At 42.9% G+C, this 18434-nt stretch carries 15 protein-coding genes and 1 pseudogene; 6 read left to right on the top strand and 10 right to left on the bottom strand.

All coding sequences use genetic code 11. The annotated features are described in order from the left end of the window. Positions 1-56 precede the first annotated feature (56 nt). The 5 genes from KSMBR1_RS17525 to hemW all read right to left on the bottom strand — a co-directional run bounded on the left by KSMBR1_RS17525 (position 57) and on the right by hemW (position 5114). Complete coding sequence (locus tag KSMBR1_RS17525; protein WP_099326486.1) at positions 57-980, bottom strand: radical SAM/SPASM domain-containing protein; 924 nt, start codon at positions 978-980, stop codon at positions 57-59. Then, the gene (locus KSMBR1_RS17520) at positions 970-2079 is read right to left on the bottom strand and encodes a glycosyltransferase WbsX family protein (RefSeq protein ID WP_157820705.1); all 1110 of its coding nucleotides are present in this window, start codon (positions 2077-2079) and stop codon (positions 970-972) included. The genes KSMBR1_RS17525 and KSMBR1_RS17520 overlap by 11 nt, the downstream gene beginning before the upstream one ends. A gap of 56 nt (positions 2080-2135) precedes the next feature. Next, positions 2136-3119, bottom strand: a complete 984-nt coding sequence (locus KSMBR1_RS17515; protein WP_099326484.1) for a polyprenyl synthetase family protein — start codon at positions 3117-3119, stop codon at positions 2136-2138. A gap of 215 nt (positions 3120-3334) precedes the next feature. Then, on the bottom strand, positions 3335-3892 hold the full coding sequence (efp, locus tag KSMBR1_RS17510; RefSeq protein WP_099326483.1) for an elongation factor P: 558 nt from the start codon (positions 3890-3892) through the stop codon (positions 3335-3337). 25 nt (positions 3893-3917) lie between these two features. After that, complete coding sequence (hemW, locus tag KSMBR1_RS17505; RefSeq protein WP_099326482.1) at positions 3918-5114, bottom strand: radical SAM family heme chaperone HemW; 1197 nt, start codon at positions 5112-5114, stop codon at positions 3918-3920. 323 nt (positions 5115-5437) lie between these two features. Here hemW and KSMBR1_RS17500 point away from each other — a divergent pair, with 323 nt between their 5' ends. Continuing rightward, entirely contained in the window at positions 5438-6277 is an 840-nt protein-coding gene (locus tag KSMBR1_RS17500) for an alpha/beta fold hydrolase (RefSeq protein WP_157820704.1), read from the top strand. Between the two features lie 370 nt (positions 6278-6647). Here KSMBR1_RS17500 and KSMBR1_RS17495 read toward each other — a convergent pair whose 3' ends face one another. Next, a complete protein-coding gene (locus tag KSMBR1_RS17495; protein WP_099326480.1) occupies positions 6648-7571 on the bottom strand; it encodes a transposase in 924 nt (307 codons plus the stop codon). 580 nt (positions 7572-8151) lie between these two features. Beyond that, positions 8152-10026 carry an IS1634 family transposase gene (locus KSMBR1_RS17490; RefSeq protein WP_099326479.1) on the bottom strand — a complete coding sequence of 625 codons (1875 nt, stop codon included), beginning with the start codon at positions 10024-10026 and terminating at the stop codon, positions 8152-8154. Between the two features lie 723 nt (positions 10027-10749). Here KSMBR1_RS17490 and KSMBR1_RS21260 point away from each other — a divergent pair. The 5 genes and pseudogenes from KSMBR1_RS21260 (at position 10750) to KSMBR1_RS17465 (ending at position 15047) form a co-directional block, all read left to right on the top strand. Beyond that, entirely contained in the window at positions 10750-11094 is a 345-nt protein-coding gene (locus tag KSMBR1_RS21260) for a hypothetical protein (RefSeq protein WP_157820703.1), read from the top strand. A gap of 663 nt (positions 11095-11757) precedes the next feature. After that, entirely contained in the window at positions 11758-12654 is an 897-nt protein-coding gene (ltrA, locus tag KSMBR1_RS17475; protein WP_099326477.1) for a group II intron reverse transcriptase/maturase, read from the top strand. 18 nt (positions 12655-12672) lie between these two features. Then, positions 12673-12948: a group II intron maturase-specific domain-containing protein gene (locus KSMBR1_RS23660; protein ID WP_099323535.1), complete on the top strand. Its 276-nt coding sequence runs from the start codon at positions 12673-12675 to the stop codon at positions 12946-12948. Between the two features lie 164 nt (positions 12949-13112). Continuing rightward, a pseudogene (locus KSMBR1_RS22770) lies at positions 13113-13535 on the top strand (Druantia anti-phage system protein DruA); the annotation flags it as partial. 48 nt (positions 13536-13583) lie between these two features. Further along, positions 13584-15047, top strand: coding sequence for an IS4 family transposase (locus KSMBR1_RS17465; RefSeq protein ID WP_261341111.1), 1464 nt, complete (start codon positions 13584-13586; stop codon positions 15045-15047). A gap of 314 nt (positions 15048-15361) precedes the next feature. On the opposite strand, the gene lpdA is transcribed toward KSMBR1_RS17465, so the two are convergent. The 3 genes from lpdA to KSMBR1_RS17455 are packed head-to-tail and all read right to left on the bottom strand — an operon-like array spanning position 15362 to position 18434. Beyond that, on the bottom strand, positions 15362-16780 hold the full coding sequence (gene lpdA / locus KSMBR1_RS17460) for a dihydrolipoyl dehydrogenase (RefSeq protein WP_157820702.1): 1419 nt from the start codon (positions 16778-16780) through the stop codon (positions 15362-15364). 6 nt (positions 16781-16786) lie between these two features. Further along, on the bottom strand, positions 16787-16915 hold the full coding sequence (locus tag KSMBR1_RS22765; RefSeq protein ID WP_261341070.1) for a hypothetical protein: 129 nt from the start codon (positions 16913-16915) through the stop codon (positions 16787-16789). A gap of 58 nt (positions 16916-16973) precedes the next feature. Then, positions 16974-18434 carry a B12-binding domain-containing radical SAM protein gene (locus KSMBR1_RS17455; protein ID WP_099326474.1) on the bottom strand — a complete coding sequence of 487 codons (1461 nt, stop codon included), beginning with the start codon at positions 18432-18434 and terminating at the stop codon, positions 16974-16976.

Here is an 18434-nt window from a genome sequence, read left to right as displayed (position 1 = left end):
TATAAGCTTATGACGATTTTAGTATTTCGTGCTTTTTTGGTTCCGGCTATGCCAGCTTAGGAGTTTTGAAATTGTTGCCTGTTTTTTAATTTCATTTTCCGGAAAAACGTCCTTCGCTCTTTTCTATTTTGTGGAGGCGTATCCTCAATAGGCGGATTTGAATTTCTTAATGGTTCATCGCACTGCATACACACAGTAAAGGATATTCCATCGTTCAGCATTTTGCTTTTCCGGACAGCGATTTCGCATATCTCGCTGTCAACGAGATTCCCCAGCAAAGCAGTGCCGGTAAGATCATGGCAGCATGCAAGTACATTTCCTTCCCACGTAATAAACGTATGATACCTGAAAAGCCCGCAATTCCCCGTTTTGGCCCCATAGTCACGCCGTTCATATACGCCTGGCGCCCTTACATTACCGCCACGGCCATGGCAGGCAACCATGTATGAAGGAATACCCATGTCCCTCCAGAAGCGCTCATACGCTTCATGCTCATCCTGATTCATTTCTGTGAGTATCCCTGTGATTCGGAGTCCGACATTTCCGGCAGATAGATTTATCAACTCCATAGCCCGCGCTATCGCCTGATCATAAGGCGTTCCCGGGCACAATCTTTCAAAAATATCTTTTCTCAAGCTGGGGAAAGAGAGTGTGATAACATTTGGCCTTGCCTGAACAAGCGCAGGAGAAATAGTGTCCCCTAATGATGCCGGATTAACAACAATGCCAACATCGCCCCCACTACCGCGTAGTTCCCGTATCCATTCAAATACCATCGGATGCGATAATGGGTCTCCCATACCGGAAAACGTTATGAGGCTTCCTTCCCTGACGAGTTTTTCACTTATCGCTTTAAATGTTTCTTCACTCATTATGCCTGTTTGCCGTGTTATTGAGTCGCGCGGACAGAGAAGGCATTCAGCGCGACAGATATTCGCAATTTCCATGTCAACAGACACGAAGGCCCACTCAGATGGCATTGTGTTTCTCCTTTCTCACCGCTTCAAGCCATGCCGTGCCAAAACGGGCGTCAGGTTCCAGATAATGCCCTTCACTCCACTCATTCCATGACGCTATAAAACAAAGCGGAGTCGTGTTGTTTCTCATTGTATAATGTATTGCTTTCCTGAGAAATCCTGAAAACAGTTCCGGATGTTCATTCACCACAATTGGCCACCATGGATAGCGGAAGGGTTTTTGGTTTCCATGTAATTCTCCGCGTGGCGAAGCATCCCAGCCGGGAGACACGGAAGGATAATAGGCAAGGTTTGATCCTTCGGCAAAATAGTTCCATTCACCGCTTCGGATACCAGTCAGTTCGCCATAATCCTGCAGATACCCACCTTTCCACTCAGGCAGCCACACGTAATGGCTTAAACTGTCAAAGCCTGCTCTTTTAAATTCCATGATCATTGTCACCGGCGGATTGATCGCCATGATATGTAGTCCCCGGTACCCTTTTCTCACAAGATACTCTTTCGCCCGTTTTATCGCTTTGCAGGCAAGGTCAACTCCCAGTTGCCTTAAAAAAAAGGCACTGTCGAAAATGGAAAACAACGGCATGTTATCAATGAGAAAATAGTTCGTCCTTGAAAAATATCTTTCTTCAAGATATTGAATCAATTCCATAAAATCATCGGGGTCGGTATATACCAATCTGCCTGGATCTATTTCCGGTCCATGATCATGCCTGACAGGCAAAACACCACGTGGCATTCGATTCGCCCACATAAGTGAGAACGGGAAATCGCCGCCCCCGCCTTTGCCGAGAAAACCGTTATCAAGCGCCGCGCCCAATACCCGTTTTCCTCTTGACCAGAAAAACCCGTGAACAAAAAAATCGATCCCGTATTCACGGGCAAGACAGACCTGTTTTTGTGAGGTGGAAGGGAGTGAATCATCGTATGGCCCATACAACGGGATACGAGGTTGATTGTGTTCTGCAAAACGGGAAGGCGCATTCAGTACAAGATCCCACTCGCACCAGCCATGAGGGAAATTACGGTCACGTTCAGGGCACGCATGCCAGCCGGGATACACATATGCACCAATAGCAAGCCGGTTGATTAAATTACTCAAGTTACTGCCGCCCCTCTTTGCCCTTCTTCGAGGAAAACTCTTTTCCCAGGTGGGTATTACGACATGCGCTGTGCCATAAAAGATGCTATTTCTTTGAATATTGTTTTATCGTCAACGGGTATCTCATTAATTGTTTTGTATGCTTGTTGCACCAGATTTTCCGCATAATCCTGGGCATATTTCATCGCATCATATCTTCTATACACATCAAGCACCCATTCTATATCATCAGCAGTTGTTTCTTCCCGTGGTTTTAACATAATTTCGCGCAGTTTTTTCTTTTGTTCCCCGGAAGCAATTTGCAAAACATATGAATAGAGGAAACTGGCTTTCCCCTCTTTTATATCAGAACCGATAACCCCCCCACGTCCCTTTCCATGCGTCAGGTCAATAAGATCGTCCCGTATCTGGAATGCAGGCCCCATGTTTTTGCCAAGCATCCATATCTTTTCGACCACTTCGTTTGAGGCGCCGGCAACAATAGCGCCGCCCACCATTCCGCAAGCAAGATAATAACCCGTCTTAAGTTCCACCATTTTCATATATGCAGCCACAGTAAAACTTTCTGCGGCGCGTGCGTTAATATCAAGGGCCTGGCCTTCCACCGTTTTCCCATAGGTCAACGTCAATGCCTCTAATAATTTTAAGCGTTTTTCCGGAGCAACGGGACTTGCAAGCGTGCTTTTATAGGCGCATGCAAGAAGATAATCGCCGGCGTTTATTGCATTTGCCGTTCCATATTTTACCCATACGGTGGGTTGGTCCCGCCTTACGGTATCGCCATCCTCAATATCATCATGCATAAGAAACATGTTATGCAACACTTCTATCGCAAGGGCAAAGCTTAATGCATTCTCAGGGTTGCCGCCCAATGCTTCACACGTGATAAGACATATTGCCGGGCGTACCCGTTTACCTTTTGTGTTCATGTGATACCATATCGGCTCGCTGAGATAGTTTTTTTCGTCTACGGGAATCAGTTCCCTGAGCATATCATCAATCTTTGCGCCATACGTTCTTATAGAATCTTCTATGCCCATTTTCTCCTCATTCTCTTTCAGAACTTCGTATATTTAAATCAGGCTGCCTTAGTTGGCATAGCCAGAACCAAATAAGCATTAAATACGAAAATCGTCATAAGCTTATAATAGACCAATTTCACCATTAAATATCTTGCCAAAAAGCACGCACTGACGCATGGAAGTGTGCAAAATAATTACTGCTAAGGTACTAAACATTTAAATAATGACGGTGACTATTCCCTGCCCAGGAATTCACCGGTCCTTGTATCTACTTTTACCTTTTCGCCGGTATTTATAAAGAGCGGCACTTTTATGATGAGTCCTGTTTCCAGGGTAGCAGGTTTATAAACATTCACGACGGTATCTCCTTTCATTCCTGGATCTGTCTCAACTATTTCCAAAACAACGGAAGTAGGAAGCTCTACCGACAGTGCCTTATTTTCATAAAAAGCTATTCTTGCCTGTGTATTCAGTTTCATGTAAGGAATAGCATCTTCCACCGCTTCTTTCGGCAACATTATTTGTTCATAATTTTCCGTATCCATGAAGCAGTAGCTATCACCTTCCTTATACAAATACTCCATAGTGCGGTATTCGAGAAATATATCTTCAACCTTATCAGTTGACCGGAAGCGCTTCTGAACAATATTCCCCTGTTTTAAGTTCCTCAATTTTGCCTGTACCATACCACGCCAATTGCCCGGGGTTACGTGCTGAGATTCTACCACCACATACAGATCATTATCGAGTTTTATCACTCCACCCTTTTTCATTTCAGTAGCACTAATCAATTTCGTTACTCCTAAAAAACAACCGTTATAAAAATTCCGACATAACACTGTCAGCCACAAATAAGCCTTTTTCCGTCAGTTTCAGCCTTTTATCATCGTAATTCACCAATCCAAGGCATTGCAAATCTTTCATCTGTGTTCCAAATTGATCCTCGATTTTATAACCAAAACGGTCATAAAATTCAGTTCCGGAAATACCACGAAGCATACGCAAGGCCATCACAATAGTTTCAGATGCATATTTGCGCTGCGGCAAAGATTCACGAAACACCTTTACCTCTGTGTTGTCCTCTATTGCCTTTATGTATTGCAGCACATTCCTTTCGTTCATAGTTCTTTCACCATCAAGAAAGGAACATGCGCCGGCGCCAATGCCTATATACCGCTTATTATTCCAGTAATTTATGTTGTGGACACATTCGTAACCAAGCCTGGCAAAATTTGATATTTCATAATGACAATAGTTATTTTCATGCAAAAAACGTATAGCCGTTTTATACATTTTTAATTCAATCTCTTCATCTAATTTACTAATAGCGCCATTTACTGCCTTTTTTGCTAACGGAGTCTCTCCCTCATAGGTAAGGGCATACGTTGATATATGCTCCGGTTGCAATTCCACAGCCATTCGTAAATCCCGTATCCATTCATCCAATGTCTGCCCCGGATATCCAAAGATTAAGTCAATATTGACATTTTTAAACCCCTCGGAGATAATCAACTCTATGCTTTGAACTGCAACTGCACTTGTGTGAATTCTGCCAAGAAAGTTTAAATACCTATCCTGAAATGATTGCACCCCCACGCTTATGCGATTGACGCCGTATTCCTTCAACAACCTTACTTTGCCTCTCGTCAGAGTGCCAGGATTTGCCTCCACCGTGTATTCCGGCGCATCGGCATTTTCAGGACATCTCCTGATACTATGAAGTAGGGTCTTTATCTGGTTTTCATTTAATATTGTGGGTGTTCCTCCGCCAACGTACACGGTATCGCAGGCATATCTCTCCGCAAAGGCATTTAACTCCTTTTCAAGGGCATTTATATAACGGTCGATTATATCTGCTTCTGATACAATAGAGTTAAAATCGCAATAATCACACTTTTTAGAACAAAAGGGGATGTGAAGGTAAAGGGGCAATAACGGCTTTCTTATTCTGTGCATTAGGAATGGTTGATTAAGGGAATTCGTGTGTTTTTCTTCAATAAAATATTTTTCCATCTCATTTTACCTTTATTTACAATGCATTCAAGGGAATTTCTTTCTCTCCGCACGCAACACAATGTATAGACACGGCGCCCCGTATCACTACGAATTTTTTAATCCGTGTAATCTGTGGGTCCCTTTTCTGCGTAAATTTGTATCCTACTGCAGAATTTAGTTATATTTGTGCAATTTTTCAGATACTATAGTATTGCCCTGTAAAAACCTCTTTTGTTGTAAGTTTTTCTTCGTGCCCTTTGTATTCTTCGTGGCTAAAGTAGAGACGCACGGCTGTGCATCTCTACATTTTGGTTGCAGCTTTGCTGCGCTGTATATTTTATATGTCTATGAGAGAGAACTGGATAAAGGTTGGCTCCGCAACAATACATTACTTCGTATCCGGCGACGGGGACCGGAATGTTGTACTTCTTCATGGAGGGGGTACAAATTCCGCCATGCTTTCGTGGAAATATATTATTCCACATTTATCGCAAAAATATAAAGTATTTGCGCCTGACTGGCCATCATACGGGCAGAGTTCCGCCTTTACAGGCAATTATACAAATGACCTGTTAATAGATTTCCTTAGCCGCTTGATGGATGCATGGCAACTACAAAAGGCAAGCCTCATTGGCCTTTCAATGGGAGGTGCTGCCGTGCTGGGATATACCCTTATTTCCCCTGAACGCGTAAGTAATATTGTTTTGGCTGGCAGTTATGGATTACAACACAAAGCTCCTTATCATACGTTATCGTATTTATTATTACATATGCCGTTTTTTAGTAAAATTATCTGTGAATGCATGAGGAGAAGCCATTTTGTTGTAAGAAGTTGTTTACAAAAAACATTCTATGACCGCCGGTTGATTTCCAAAGAACTGGTGCATGAAATACATACGGTCGCACAACGTCCATGCACTGAAAAGGCATTCTTTTCATGGCTAAGGAATGAGGTATTATGGAATAGCATGCTAACGTGTTACGCACAACGTTTTCATGAATTGCAGACAAGGACATTATTGCTTCACGGAGAATGTGATTCCCTTGTTCCTTTGTACTATGCACAACAGGCGGCCTCATTAATTAAAAACGCACGGCTGCATGTTATTAATAAATGCGGGCACTGGTTGACGAGAGAACGTCCGGAAGAATTCAATCGGGTGGTATCGGCTTTTTTGTAACACTTTAGTTTTTTGAAAAAACAAAAATGCTCGTTCCAAAGCTCCGGCTTGGGAACGCAATGGTATTGGAAGCTCTCGCTTCCACTCAGCAAGCATTATTCGGCTCAAAATAGGACGCCAAATATCTTGATAATATACTGAAAAGTATAAGCTGACATGTGCCCATTCTCTTTTTCATTCGAAGCTGGAGCTTCTCAAACAATCCCGTTCCCAAGCCGGACAGACTGAGTCAAATAAAAGTTGCAGCGATGGTGTATATTCGGCTTAAAAAGTATAGAATAATTTTTTTCGACACTTTATTTTGTAGCAGGTCTAAAAATTCCCGTAGTATATCTTTATTAGTGCATTCCGGTGTCTAATCCCTCTGGTTTTACATGCTATTGAACTTTGCAATCAACATTGGCACACCAATTATGGTTATCATTCTCGCCATGTTAAAACAGGTTGATAGAATTGATAGCTCTGCATTAACCCCCTCCCTGCCCCGCAATAAAAATTGACCGGCTCCTAAATTCCGTTTCATATGACCAAATTGTAATTCTACCTTTTCTTTACGCAATTTATAGAGCTTCTGGCTTTCTTCCTCGTGGTATATTTCTTCGAGTCGCTCTTTAAGTTCTTCTAGTTTTACCATTCGCACTACCCGCCTACCATCTTTGCAGGTAGTGCATTTTCCAAAATGCCGGCATTCACGACACTCTTTACCTACGGCCTTGTAACTTACTTTCTCCTCAGAACCAAATGCGAATCCTTTCTTCTCAAGTATCTTTCCTTCAGGACAAATATATACATCCTTTTCCTTATCGTAGCTAAACTCTTCCTTACCAAACGGCTCTAACTCCGTTTTCTTGTTCTCTTTTTGCGCCTGCCTTCTGCCCGGCATTATTACCTTTACATCTTCCGGTACTTTCTCTATATCTTTAAGACTGAAATATCCCGCATCGCTCACTACCTCTGCCAGCGGCTTCCCCAAGGTTTCTGTACATTGTTTCACCTGCCCTGAGAGTTGATTCAGATCGTTGTTCTGACTAACGGCTTCGCTGTTTACTATTAATCCGTGTTTCTTGTCCGTACTTACCTGGCAATTCATTATTGCATGACTCCCCTGCCTTGTCTTGCCATTGACACTATCACTATCCGTAGTATTGATCTTCTCTTTACCGCTCTCCTTGAGTTTCTTCGATATCTCTTTTACCTTCGCCTGCAATTTCTCATTGCTCTGAAGCTCTTCTTTTAGCTTCACTAATGACCCCTTACTGTCTTCTTCCTTGTCTATCCGTTCGGCTTCTTCCATTATCCTTTCTATATTTTTCTCCGCTATCTCTAAATATTTCCCGCACTTCTTTTCATCCCACGTATTATTTATAGAGGCATTCGCCCTGAATTTACTCCCGTCTATAACGGATGTTCACCCCAAGTCAAAAAACAAAAGTGCCGTAAAAGCCTTATATTTATTGGCTTTTACGCCGAACAGCAAGCTTTTTTCTAGTGACTACCCGTATGTTCCGGCTTGGCAATACTTCTGGCAACTTTATCTGTAATGCCTCTAATAATTCATGTGATTGTTGCCGCGGACGCGGGATCTTCTGGCAACTAGCTTTTTGGCCTTTGATTGTTACCTAAATCCTGCAAACAAGGCAAAGCCTTGTTGCAGGAATAGGATTGAAATGGTAGGATTTCCAAGGTATTCGGCGGTATATTGATAACAAAAAACACCTGAAAGGAGATTCACCATTTCGATGAAGAATATAGCAAAAAAATACAGCAAAAGACAACCGAAAATCAAGGCAGAGATGAGCGGGAAAGGCTTAACCCAACTTCGACAAGCAGAAATCGTATCTCTTTTATTGCCAATGTGATACGACTTTAGTCCTTCATTTTTCGGCACTACATCTTTGAGTTTTCATGGGTGATTTTATATTTTTTCTGCCTAATGGTGTATGTTTAATTTGTAGTTTATTGTAAATCGTGTGCTGCTTTTCCGTGGGCGCTGTGCAGGTTCTGACGTCAATAACGCAGCCGTCCTTTGTGTTCATGGTCGTTGTTACCCTTATATGGGTGGCAAGGATATTACGAATCGTATTCCAATTATAATGAACCCCTGCGGTTCTTAGCTTTTTTAATATCCCGGCAAGTATGTGATAGGCCAATACAGTGACATGCACGTGGGCAATGGTTGGGGTATCTGTGTGGTGAAAGTTTGGCCGTAAACCAAGGTTGCCTTTCATTGTTTTAAAACTTTCCTCAACAGTACTCAACGACCTATGGAGCTTTGATATCTCTTCCCCGCTAAGATCAAGTCGGTTTGTCCGTAATACATACGTGCCTATGGCTTCTTCCTTTGCTTGCGCCTGAGCATTTTTCTTAAATTTGATATCGGTCGCTTTGCCATCCGTCTGTTCCACTTTGATCGTATATAAATTGCCCACCTTGTAGCGTTCTTTTAACCGGCCTATCCTCTCTATGATCGTATCATATTTTTTCTGTCTTTTTGGCTTCTCTAATCCTTCTTTTATTGCCGAGAGCGCCTCTTCAAACCTTTGTTCTTTCAGGGAAAGGATGGACTTCTCTTTTGCCTCTTTTGCCTCTTTTGCCTCGCTGTGGCATAAAAGGAATGCCTCTTCTTCAGTACGGACTAATTTCATGCCCAACGTTGTTTTCCCGTCTGATAACATAATCTTCTCTTCGTCCGTTTCAGGCCAAAAAGTATCTTCAAAAGATTTCTTGCGCAAGACGACCACATATTTATAGCCACTCTTCCTGATAAGCGCAATGTTCTCTTCCGTTGCAACCCCTGCGTCCATAACTATCGTTCTATCATTTGAAAACATACCGTCTTCTTTTTTTAATCCATCCAAAATATCTTTTAGGGTACCAGGCTCCGACACATTGCCCTCAAAAACCTTGCTCTGCTTGGGAAATCCCTCTTCATCAACGGTAAGGGATAGCGTAATTAACGGACAATCATTACGGCTCTCTTTTGATTTGTAGCGCCGGGCCACCTTACTCCCTCTTTTGCTACCCTCAAAATAGGTATTTGTTAAATCATATAAAATCACCGTCTCTTTAAGGGAAAATATCTCTCGCGCCCGCTTTGACAACTCTTGCTCTATGGCGGCATGATTCTCCCAAAGCAAGACTGCCGCGCGATGCAGCGCTTTATCATACAGTTTAACCCCTGAGTCCAACAGCTCTCCCGCCCCGCTTGTTTCAGAAAGCCATCGCACGGTATCACGCTCGCTGCCGGGATGAACCATTCTCCCCACAATGAGCATCTTGGAATAGGCAATCTGGTCATCTGTAAAATCAAGCCCTTGCAATATCTTATCAAACCCGTATTCATTCATTTGGCTTATGGCCACGTGTTCGGCGCCTACGGTCTTTGCATCATTTGTTATCAGGGAATTAATATTCACGTGCTCGTATTGAGCAGGTTCTTCCCCTGCTGATTCACCGCCGGTAATACGTTCTTGCGCCCTGTCCAACCGCTCCTGTCTTATCTGGCTGGCATAATGCCTTGCTTTCGCCTCTATTTCAGGATCTTGAGGAAACAACGTTTTTTGATTTGCTAAAAATCCTTCAATGCAATTGGCAAGGGTCTTCCACTTCTCCTCGGGCAGACTAAGCTGCCCAAGGTTTAAGACTATTTGCTGTCTTGGCCCTGAAGGGGTGCGAATGGATTCGATGAGTTGGTGTTGTATGTAGCTCTTCCCGCCATTCACTTTTTTGATCTTTTCACGGATAAACACACCGGTATTTTACCATGTAAGCAATGGCGCCGCAAGCATAAACAATAATATTCAGGCACTACATTAAACGCCGAAAGCAACATTCAACCATACCAATAGGTTACGACTATTATACGCTCAATTTCTTGCCTTTTTCAGGATAAATTTGTCGAAGTTGGGATAAACTCATAGAATTCATTCCTGGGGCAGGCATGGTGGGCAAGATTATTGAAGAAGTGCGCGGGGCGGTTGACATAATCAAGACCATCGAGAGTCAATTTTTTCTGTGAAAGCAGATAAAGGGTTTTTAAAACCCAGTCGGGGTGGGTTGGACATCCTGGAATATTTACAACAGGAAACCCGGCTTTAGAACGATAATCTACACCTAAAATCCCCCCCTTGTTTTATCCTGGAAAAATTGAACCCCCTGTAGCGCCTGTTGGATTATTGTAGGCAGCAGATATTCCGCCGGCAGTAGCACATGTGCCAATAGCAATGGTATATTAAGCAACTCTTGACAGTTCCTTTACGCATTCGGCAAAGGGTTTACCCATAAATTCAAAGATTAAGCCGCTCCCATCCGGTGAAGTGGGTATAAGCACCTTCAATTAAGAAAAATCAAGAGCTTGCCTTCCTTCAATAAAATCGGTGCATATTTTCAAAACATCTTCACCCTTTTCAAGAGCTGGGGATGACCCATATTTTTTGCTGGACACCGTGTTAACCGTATGTTACACTGTGTACATGCTTAGAGTAGGAGGTCGAATATTTTCAGATGATGTAATAAAGCGTTTATCAGAAACTATCCAAAAGGAACCGTGCCTATCGCGTCGTAAACTGTCGCGTCTGGTATGTGAATGGATGGACTGGAGGAATCAAGCGGGCCGTTTGCAAGAGATGAGTTGTCGCAAGGCGTTGTTGGAATTGGATCGTCGTAAAGAGATCAATCTTCCAAAGGTGAACAAGCATTATGCATTTCAAAAAGTCAATAAACCTGCGGAGGCGCCTCCGATTGCGGAAGTGTCATGCGAGCTAGCGGAGTTGGGGGGACGTAGAGATTCTGAGTGCCTTGAAGTATGGAATACCTGAGTGGTTGAAAATACCACCTCTGCGAGCCTAATCCTCGTAGAGAAGTTTGTGCCTATGCGCACACAATGGAGCAATCCGTATGCGTAGAAAGATAGCATATACCCGTGAGGGGTATGACGGAGTTACGAGGTACAGACGACCTTTTGGGGTGTATGAGTGTGGCGTGTTATTCCGTGCCAACTGCCATTTCTCAGCGAAGCACTGACAATGTCCTTTGTTGGAGATGGATAAACAGATTAAGTAAAACCATCTCTGGTTAATGCGTTTGAACATACATCACGAAGGGAAAAGGGGTAATCCATATGACCGGGGGAGGACTTACGCCTTGGGCAAAATTCCCTAACAGCAAGGTATAAGGAAATTCCGAAGTCCGAGCTGTATGAGATGGTGATAGACAAGCTTCTCTCACAAGTCTATCTTTGAAGTCGTCAGCATTGCTCATAATAGTTTCCGGTGTGAATCGGAAATGAAAGGGGCATAACCGTAGTGGAATTGATGAAAGTGGTAGATTGAATACGTTCAATGAGAAAAGAAACTCTTTTGCGTAGGTAAGCAGTAACAAGAGCCTCTCTTGTTTTTGCCTATGTTTGGGAGAATCCGTACCCAGGAAACACGATTGACAAGTCTATTATCCGTAATCAATCGAAAGGAATATATCGAGAGATGCTTAAGTATCATTCATTAAGAGACAAGGTGTTTAGTCTGAAAAACCTTTATGCTGCTTTCAAACACGTAAAGAAGAATAAAGGCAAAGCTGGTCTTGACAGGGTAAGTATTAAGCAATTTGAGTCCAATCTTGATGTGAATATCATGAGTATCCATCAGGAACTCAAGACTGCCATATACAACCCTGCGCCTGTCCTGCGGGTATACATCCCCAAAGGCAGGCATGACAAGAGACCTCTTGGCATTCCCATTGTTAAGGACAGGATTGTACAGCAGGCATTCAGGCAAATCATAGAGCCAATATTTGAGAAAGGATTCTCAGATAACAGCTTTGGATTTCGCCCTGACAGATGCTGTCACGATGCTATCAAACGGCTTGAACAGTATAAGCAGGAAGGGTATACCAGCGTCCTTGATGCCGATATAATGGCATTCTATGACACCATACCCCATAAGCTTATTATGGACTCCTTACGTGAGAAAATCGCTGATGGATGGGTTTTGAACAGTATTGAGAACATGCTCAAAGCAGGGGTCATGGAGGACGGCATCGTGCACGAGACAAACAAAGGCACTCCGCAAGGAGGCGTCATTTCCCCTTTGCTTGCAAACCTTATCGGTGACATCATCGACAAGGAACTTGAAAAGGCTGGATATAAGTTTGTCCGATACGCCGATGATTTCGTTGTCATGACTGAAACAAAAGATGAACTCCCAGCCGCCCTCAGCTATGTCAAAGAAATCATTGCAGGGAAACTTGGAATGAAGCTGAGCGAGGATAAAACCAAGCTCACCAACTTCGAAAGAGGTTTCAGGTTTCTCGGATACGATTTCAAGGGCAAGTATAAGGGTATAAGCACGAAATCACTGAACAAACTCAAGAGCCTGTCCTGAGCCTGCCGAAGGAACAACATCAGAGACATCACCAGACGTACACAGGGCGTCAATCTGCAAGCCATTGTTGATACATTAAACCCTGTAATTCGTGGGCATGTCAACTATTTTCGGCTGGGCAATGTACAAAAGGTATATCGCTCATTAGACTGTTGGGTACGCATGAGACTGAGATGTTTCAAGTTCTCAAGAAAATGGAGAACAGACAACAAGCGTTTCCCTGTTCACCGATTCTTTAAAATGGGGTTACTCTCATTCGAAAGAGAATTTCTTAAGGCGTGTGCTAAAGCATGATGTTTGACTTTTCTCTGTTATAGAGCAACACGTCGGGGTCGCTAACTACGAGAAAGACGTATGGTTTAAAAAGGATGCTTTGTCACGTTGTCCAAAGTATCTGGCGACGAGTGGGGGTTGGAGGCTAATGGCCTCCAACCTACCAGCTAAGGGTTACAACGAGATTCCATTCGAAACTTTGGCGTAGCATGTTAGAAGCGCATCATTATCTTGGAAGTGGGCCCCTATGCGGGGCGCAACTTCGGTATCTTGTACGCAGTGAACATTACGGATGGATAGGAGGGCTAAGTTATAGTGCCTGTGCCAGACGGGTGGAAAGTCGCGACGAGTGGATAGGATGGACGGAGGAAGCACGTAAGCGGAATCATACGTTTGTTATCAATAACAGTCGGTATTTAATAGCGCCTACGGTAAGAGTAAAATGTTTGGCATCGCATGTATTGGCAAAATGCCAAACACGTTTGGTTGATGATGGGGAAAGAGTGTATAAATATCGTCCTGTACTTTTAGAAACCTATGTGGAACGAGGACGGTTTTCCGGAAGCTGTTATCGGGCAGCTAACTGGAAGTATGTAGGAGGCACGGAAGGTCGAGGGCGAAAAGGAACAGGGGCAACGGTCAAAGACGTTTATGTTATGCCGTTGCAAAAGAAATGGCAGGCGGTGTTGTGTTGTTGTGCCGATGGCAAAGTACATGTTCGCCAAAGAGTGGCACAAAAAGAGCCTCGGGATTGGATAGAGGCGGAACTTGGAGGAACAAAATTGGGCGATGCACGATTGACATCAAGACTTTTAGAAATGACAGGTATGTTTTATGACAAACCTTTGGCAAACATTCCGCAGGCGTGCGGTTCAGTCAGTGCGACTAAGGCTGCATACCGATTCCTTGACAATGAGAATGTAGATTGGAAGGCGATATTGCAAGCTCATTATGAGGCCACGGAAGAGCGTGTGAAGGAGAATAGTTTGGTTTTGGTAGCGCAAGATACTACGACTCTGAATTATAGCACACATCCGAATACGCAGGGGTTAGGACCGATAGGTACTAAGAGTAAAAAAGTTCGTGGACTGATGGTGCATGATACGATGGCGTTTACTGAAAGTGGCACACCCTTGGGACTTCTGAATGTGCAATGCTGGGCGCGGGACGGAATAGGCAGCAAACATGAACGACACAAGAAGCCTATCGAAGAGAAGGAAAGCTGGAAATGGGTGGAGAGTTACCATGCAGTATCGCAAGTACAGAAACGCTGTCGAAACAAATCTTTGCTGGTGGTTGTGGCAGATCGTGAGGCCGATATTCACGAGGTATTCGCTGAGCAGTATAATACGCCTGATGGCGCTCAGTTGCTGATCCGTGCAGAACGTTCGCGCAATAGAACGGTTGTTGATGATAAAGAATCATGCGAGTTTTTGTGGACTAAACTGGAACAGCAACCGGTTATAGGTACCCGCGAAATATTGATACCTCCGAGTGAGAAACGCTCCGCACGTCAGGCAATACTTATGGTACGAACGGTGCCTGTTACGCTACGCCCACCTATGCTAAAAAAGAATATGCCTGCGGTCAGGGTGTGGGCGGTGCTGGCGCAGGAAGTCAATCCGCCTATCGGAATTGATGGGTTAGAATGGATGCTGTTAACTACAGTTGCGGTTAAGCATGAAAAAGATGCTTACGAACGTTTGGAATGGTATGCTCGCCGATGGGGTATTGAGTGTTATCATCGTATTATCAAGAGCGGTTGTCGTGTCGAGTCCCGGCAGTTGGAGAGTGCCCGTCGTCTGTGCAACGCTTTGGCCATTGATATGATTATAGCTTGGCGTATCCATTACCTGACTACTTTAGGACAAGAAACACCTGATGTCCCTTGTACTGTCTACTTCAGCGATTCTGAATGGAAAGCATTGACAACTTTTGCGAACAAGGTCAAGGAGCCTCCTGATTTACCTCCAAGCCTCAATGATGCCGTGCGGCTTTTAGGTAAACTTGGCGGTCATCTGGGTCGCCGTGGTGATGGCCATCCCGGAAGTGAAGTACTTTGGCGAGGCATGTCACGTTTGGCTGATATTGAAGTTGCTTACGAACTTTACACCACTTAGCCTTCAGCTCAATTGGCCGTACAACTACGGTGCTCTTGAAATTTGTGGGTAAAGATTAGTTTCAAGAGAGAGCGATGGGTGCCAAGCGTTTATGTCAAGCATCTCAAGAGTAGTTAAAAAATCAGGTTCTTCTGCATTCAGGCAAAGATATTGTATCACCGCCGCATCCGAGACCATGATGGCACAGTAAGTTTTTCATACACCATCCTTTCTGGCACAGATACTACGTCAGTGTAAATGTTTTGACAATAGGAAAGATCAGGAGTTGCAAAGAAAAACCTTCTTGAAATCCTTAGTGTAGTGTTCATGAGTAGTTATTCAACAGCGTTGCATATAGGTTTATCAACTATTGAATGAGCGGCCTCGAATAAAGCCTCTGATAGAGTAGGGTGAGGGAATATAGCATTTGATACTTCCTGAACCGTACCTTCTAAAATAGAGTTAAGCGAAAGTCCCCACATCCATTCTCCGACGTGATGACCTATTGCATGCACTCCAAGAATTTCACCATATTTTTCTTCCGAAACAATTTTAACAAAACCATCCAATGATTCTCCTTCAATTATTGCCATACTGTTCGCGGCAAAAGGAAATTTTCCGATTTTCACCTTGTAACCCATTTCCTCCGCCTCTTTTTGTGTAAGACCAATACTCGCTACCTGCGGAAAACTGTAAACAACTCTTGGGATATTTTTACGGTTTATGATGTGCATATCTTTCCCTGTAAGATGCGTTACTGACAAGATGCCTTCATTTATTGCTTTATGCGCAAGAAGCGGCGCTCCCGTAATATCGCCTATTGCATAAACCCCTCTCTGGCTTGTTTCCATGCCTTCATTCGTCCTTAAATATTGTCCGTCAAAATTTAACGACATTTCTTCTATCCCGATATTATCCAGCAGAGGTACTCTTCCGGCAGCCAGTAATAACAAATCCGCATGTAAAAATTCTCTATTACCGGAAATATCGTTAACACCTTTAATCTCTAATTTAACGCCATTCTCTATTTCTACTTTTTCCAAAGAGGTTTGGGTCAAAACATTTACCCCTCTACGTATAAGCAGGTTTTTCACAGTTCCGTTGATTTCTTTATCTTCGGAAGGTAGTATATCTTCCAAAAGTTCCAAAACCGTAACCTCTGTCCCAAATGCATTAAAAAGACAGGCAAATTCAATCCCAACCGCACCTCCACCGACAATAATTATCGATTTTGGAATTTCTTCCCGCAATAGAATATCATCGCTGGTAAGTACATATTTTTTATCATAAGGTATGTTTTTTGGAATGAAAGGAGCAGAACCCGTGGCAAGTATAATATTTTTTACCTTTATTCGGTTTGTTTCTATACCATCGCTGACTATTGAAACTTCCTGATTAGATATGATACGCCCTTCGGCGCTGAAGACATCGACACCATTTTTTTTTAAAAGGGACTGAACTCCCTGAAACAAGCGTTTAACAACATATTCTTTGCGCCGATGTATTAGAGGATAATCGACATTCAAACTGCCGGTAGTGATTCCATATTCACCTGCATTAGCAAACTTTCTGTAAAGTTCCGCAGAGTACAACAGCGTTTTTGTGGGAATACAACCCTTATGCAGACATGTGCCGCCAACTTTCTCTTTTTCGATTAAAGCAGTTTTTAAGCCGGACTGAGCGGCTTTTATTGCCGCAACATAACCGGCAGGCCCACCTCCAATGATTGCAAGATCAAAGGCAGAGTTGCTCACAGGCAATTATTCCTCCTTTTTCCATGCAAATAGTATCACAAAGATAAGGGCTATTGTAACAATCAGAATAAATTTTGGGCTTACATCCGGAATAATTGATTTTTCCATAGATAAAGACAATAATTTGCCTATCATTTCATATCTCCTTTCCTACACGTTTACTTTGTATTAAATATCCAAAAATACCTTGTTTTTATGTGGTGATGCTTTCTACCAGTGGTTTCTTCGATACAGACACAGAATTTGATTTATAATAATCTTTATAATAATCGCCGGAATCATATAATAATCTTAAATTTTCCAATACCTGATCGAATACCTGTTGCCAGTCAGAACCTACCCGAAAAGCAAACATGGAATTTCTGGGATTGTTCGTCGTTTTAATAGAATTTCTAAAACGTTTTCTCAAATTATCTCCTGCATAGATATGATCATAAACATATTGCATTCCTTCTATAAAATCCTCCAATGTCATATCCACCAACCGATGGACAACATGTGCTGTATCATAATATTCCCAATCATCCGGATAGTTTTTCCTGAATATTCTCTTTTCCGAATCCAACCTTTTATACAACTGCGTTTTTGGAAAAGGACAGTTAATGCCGAAAGTCAAAATGTCTATGTTATTTTCCAATATAAAATCGGTCATCCTTTTAAAAGAATCTTTACCGTCTCCGTCAGCCCCAAAAACCACCGAACCCCAGGTGACCAAACCCGCATCATGTATTTTCTGAATACAATCATAATAGCTCTCTGTGCCCAGCTTTAAATTTACCTGTTTATTCATTTTTTCTAAAACGGTTTCATTGGTCGACTCTATGCCCATAAGCATGCCAAAACAACCGCTTTTCGCCATATAATCTAATGTTTCCTTATCCTGCGAAATATTTAAAGCAGTAAACCCTAGCCAATCTTTTTGAAGATTACGCTCAACCATGCCTTTAAAAAGATTTCTCGCTCTTTCATTTGACCGCTTCCCATGTCCGTAAAAATTATCTTCTGCCAGCATGAGTCCCTTATAATCAGTCGCCGCTAACTCTTCCAACACATCTTCATAAGGTCTTTCCCTGAATTTTCTTCCCTGAAATGTAGGAACACTGCAAAAATCACAATAATTCGGGCACCCCTTCGTAGTTACAATAGAAGAAAACTTATAATTATATTTCTTCCTCAGAAACTCTCTGTCAGGGAAAACCCTTTTCATCAAATTCAACGGCGGTAAACCACCATCGTAAACCTTCTTTAACTTTCCTGCTTCAAAGTCTTTTATTACCCGTGGCCAGACTTCCTCTGCCTCACCAATAAAAACAGTGTCCACGTACTTTGAAGCCTCTTCAGGCATTACAGACGCATGTATCCCTCCCATTATTACGGTCATACCTTTCCTTTTACATGCAGTAGCAATCTTGTATGCCCTGGGAGATTGGTAGGTCACTGATGTAATACAAACAAGGTCCACCGGCGCGAAAGTAAGTTCGCCATTATCATCAATTGCCAGTTCGATATTTTCATCAATAACATCAAATTCCCAATCACCAGGCGTAAGGGCCTTAATATAAGCAAGGTTTAACGGCATCTGAACAATTACCGTAATACTCTCTTCTCCATGCCTCCCGGGCTTATGTGGATTAATGAGCATCATTTTTTTCAT

It is taken from the genome of Candidatus Kuenenia stuttgartiensis, assembly GCF_900232105.1.
Lineage (GTDB): Bacteria > Planctomycetota > Brocadiia > Brocadiales > Brocadiaceae > Kuenenia > Kuenenia stuttgartiensis_A.
This window is presented reverse-complemented; position numbering and strand designations above follow the sequence as displayed.

What these genes read in the sequence shown, in the direction of transcription:
- hemW (WP_099326482.1), bottom strand. Translation starts at nt 5,114, where the DNA reads ATGGAAAAATATTTTATTGAAGAAAAACACACGAATTCCCTTAATCAA.
- KSMBR1_RS17465 (WP_261341111.1), top strand. Translation starts at nt 13,584, where the DNA reads ATGCCGTTGCAAAAGAAATGGCAGGCGGTGTTGTGTTGTTGTGCCGAT.
- ltrA (WP_099326477.1), top strand. Translation starts at nt 11,758, where the DNA reads ATGCTTAAGTATCATTCATTAAGAGACAAGGTGTTTAGTCTGAAAAAC.
- KSMBR1_RS22765 (WP_261341070.1), bottom strand. Translation starts at nt 16,915, where the DNA reads ATGATAGGCAAATTATTGTCTTTATCTATGGAAAAATCAATTATTCCG.
- KSMBR1_RS17495 (WP_099326480.1), bottom strand. Translation starts at nt 7,571, where the DNA reads ATGGAAGAAGCCGAACGGATAGACAAGGAAGAAGACAGTAAGGGGTCA.
- KSMBR1_RS17525 (WP_099326486.1), bottom strand. Translation starts at nt 980, where the DNA reads ATGCCATCTGAGTGGGCCTTCGTGTCTGTTGACATGGAAATTGCGAAT.
- KSMBR1_RS17500 (WP_157820704.1), top strand. Translation starts at nt 5,438, where the DNA reads ATGTCTATGAGAGAGAACTGGATAAAGGTTGGCTCCGCAACAATACAT.
- KSMBR1_RS17515 (WP_099326484.1), bottom strand. Translation starts at nt 3,119, where the DNA reads ATGGGCATAGAAGATTCTATAAGAACGTATGGCGCAAAGATTGATGAT.
- KSMBR1_RS21260 (WP_157820703.1), top strand. Translation starts at nt 10,750, where the DNA reads ATGCTTAGAGTAGGAGGTCGAATATTTTCAGATGATGTAATAAAGCGT.
- KSMBR1_RS17455 (WP_099326474.1), bottom strand. Translation starts at nt 18,434, where the DNA reads ATGAAAAAAATGATGCTCATTAATCCACATAAGCCCGGGAGGCATGGA.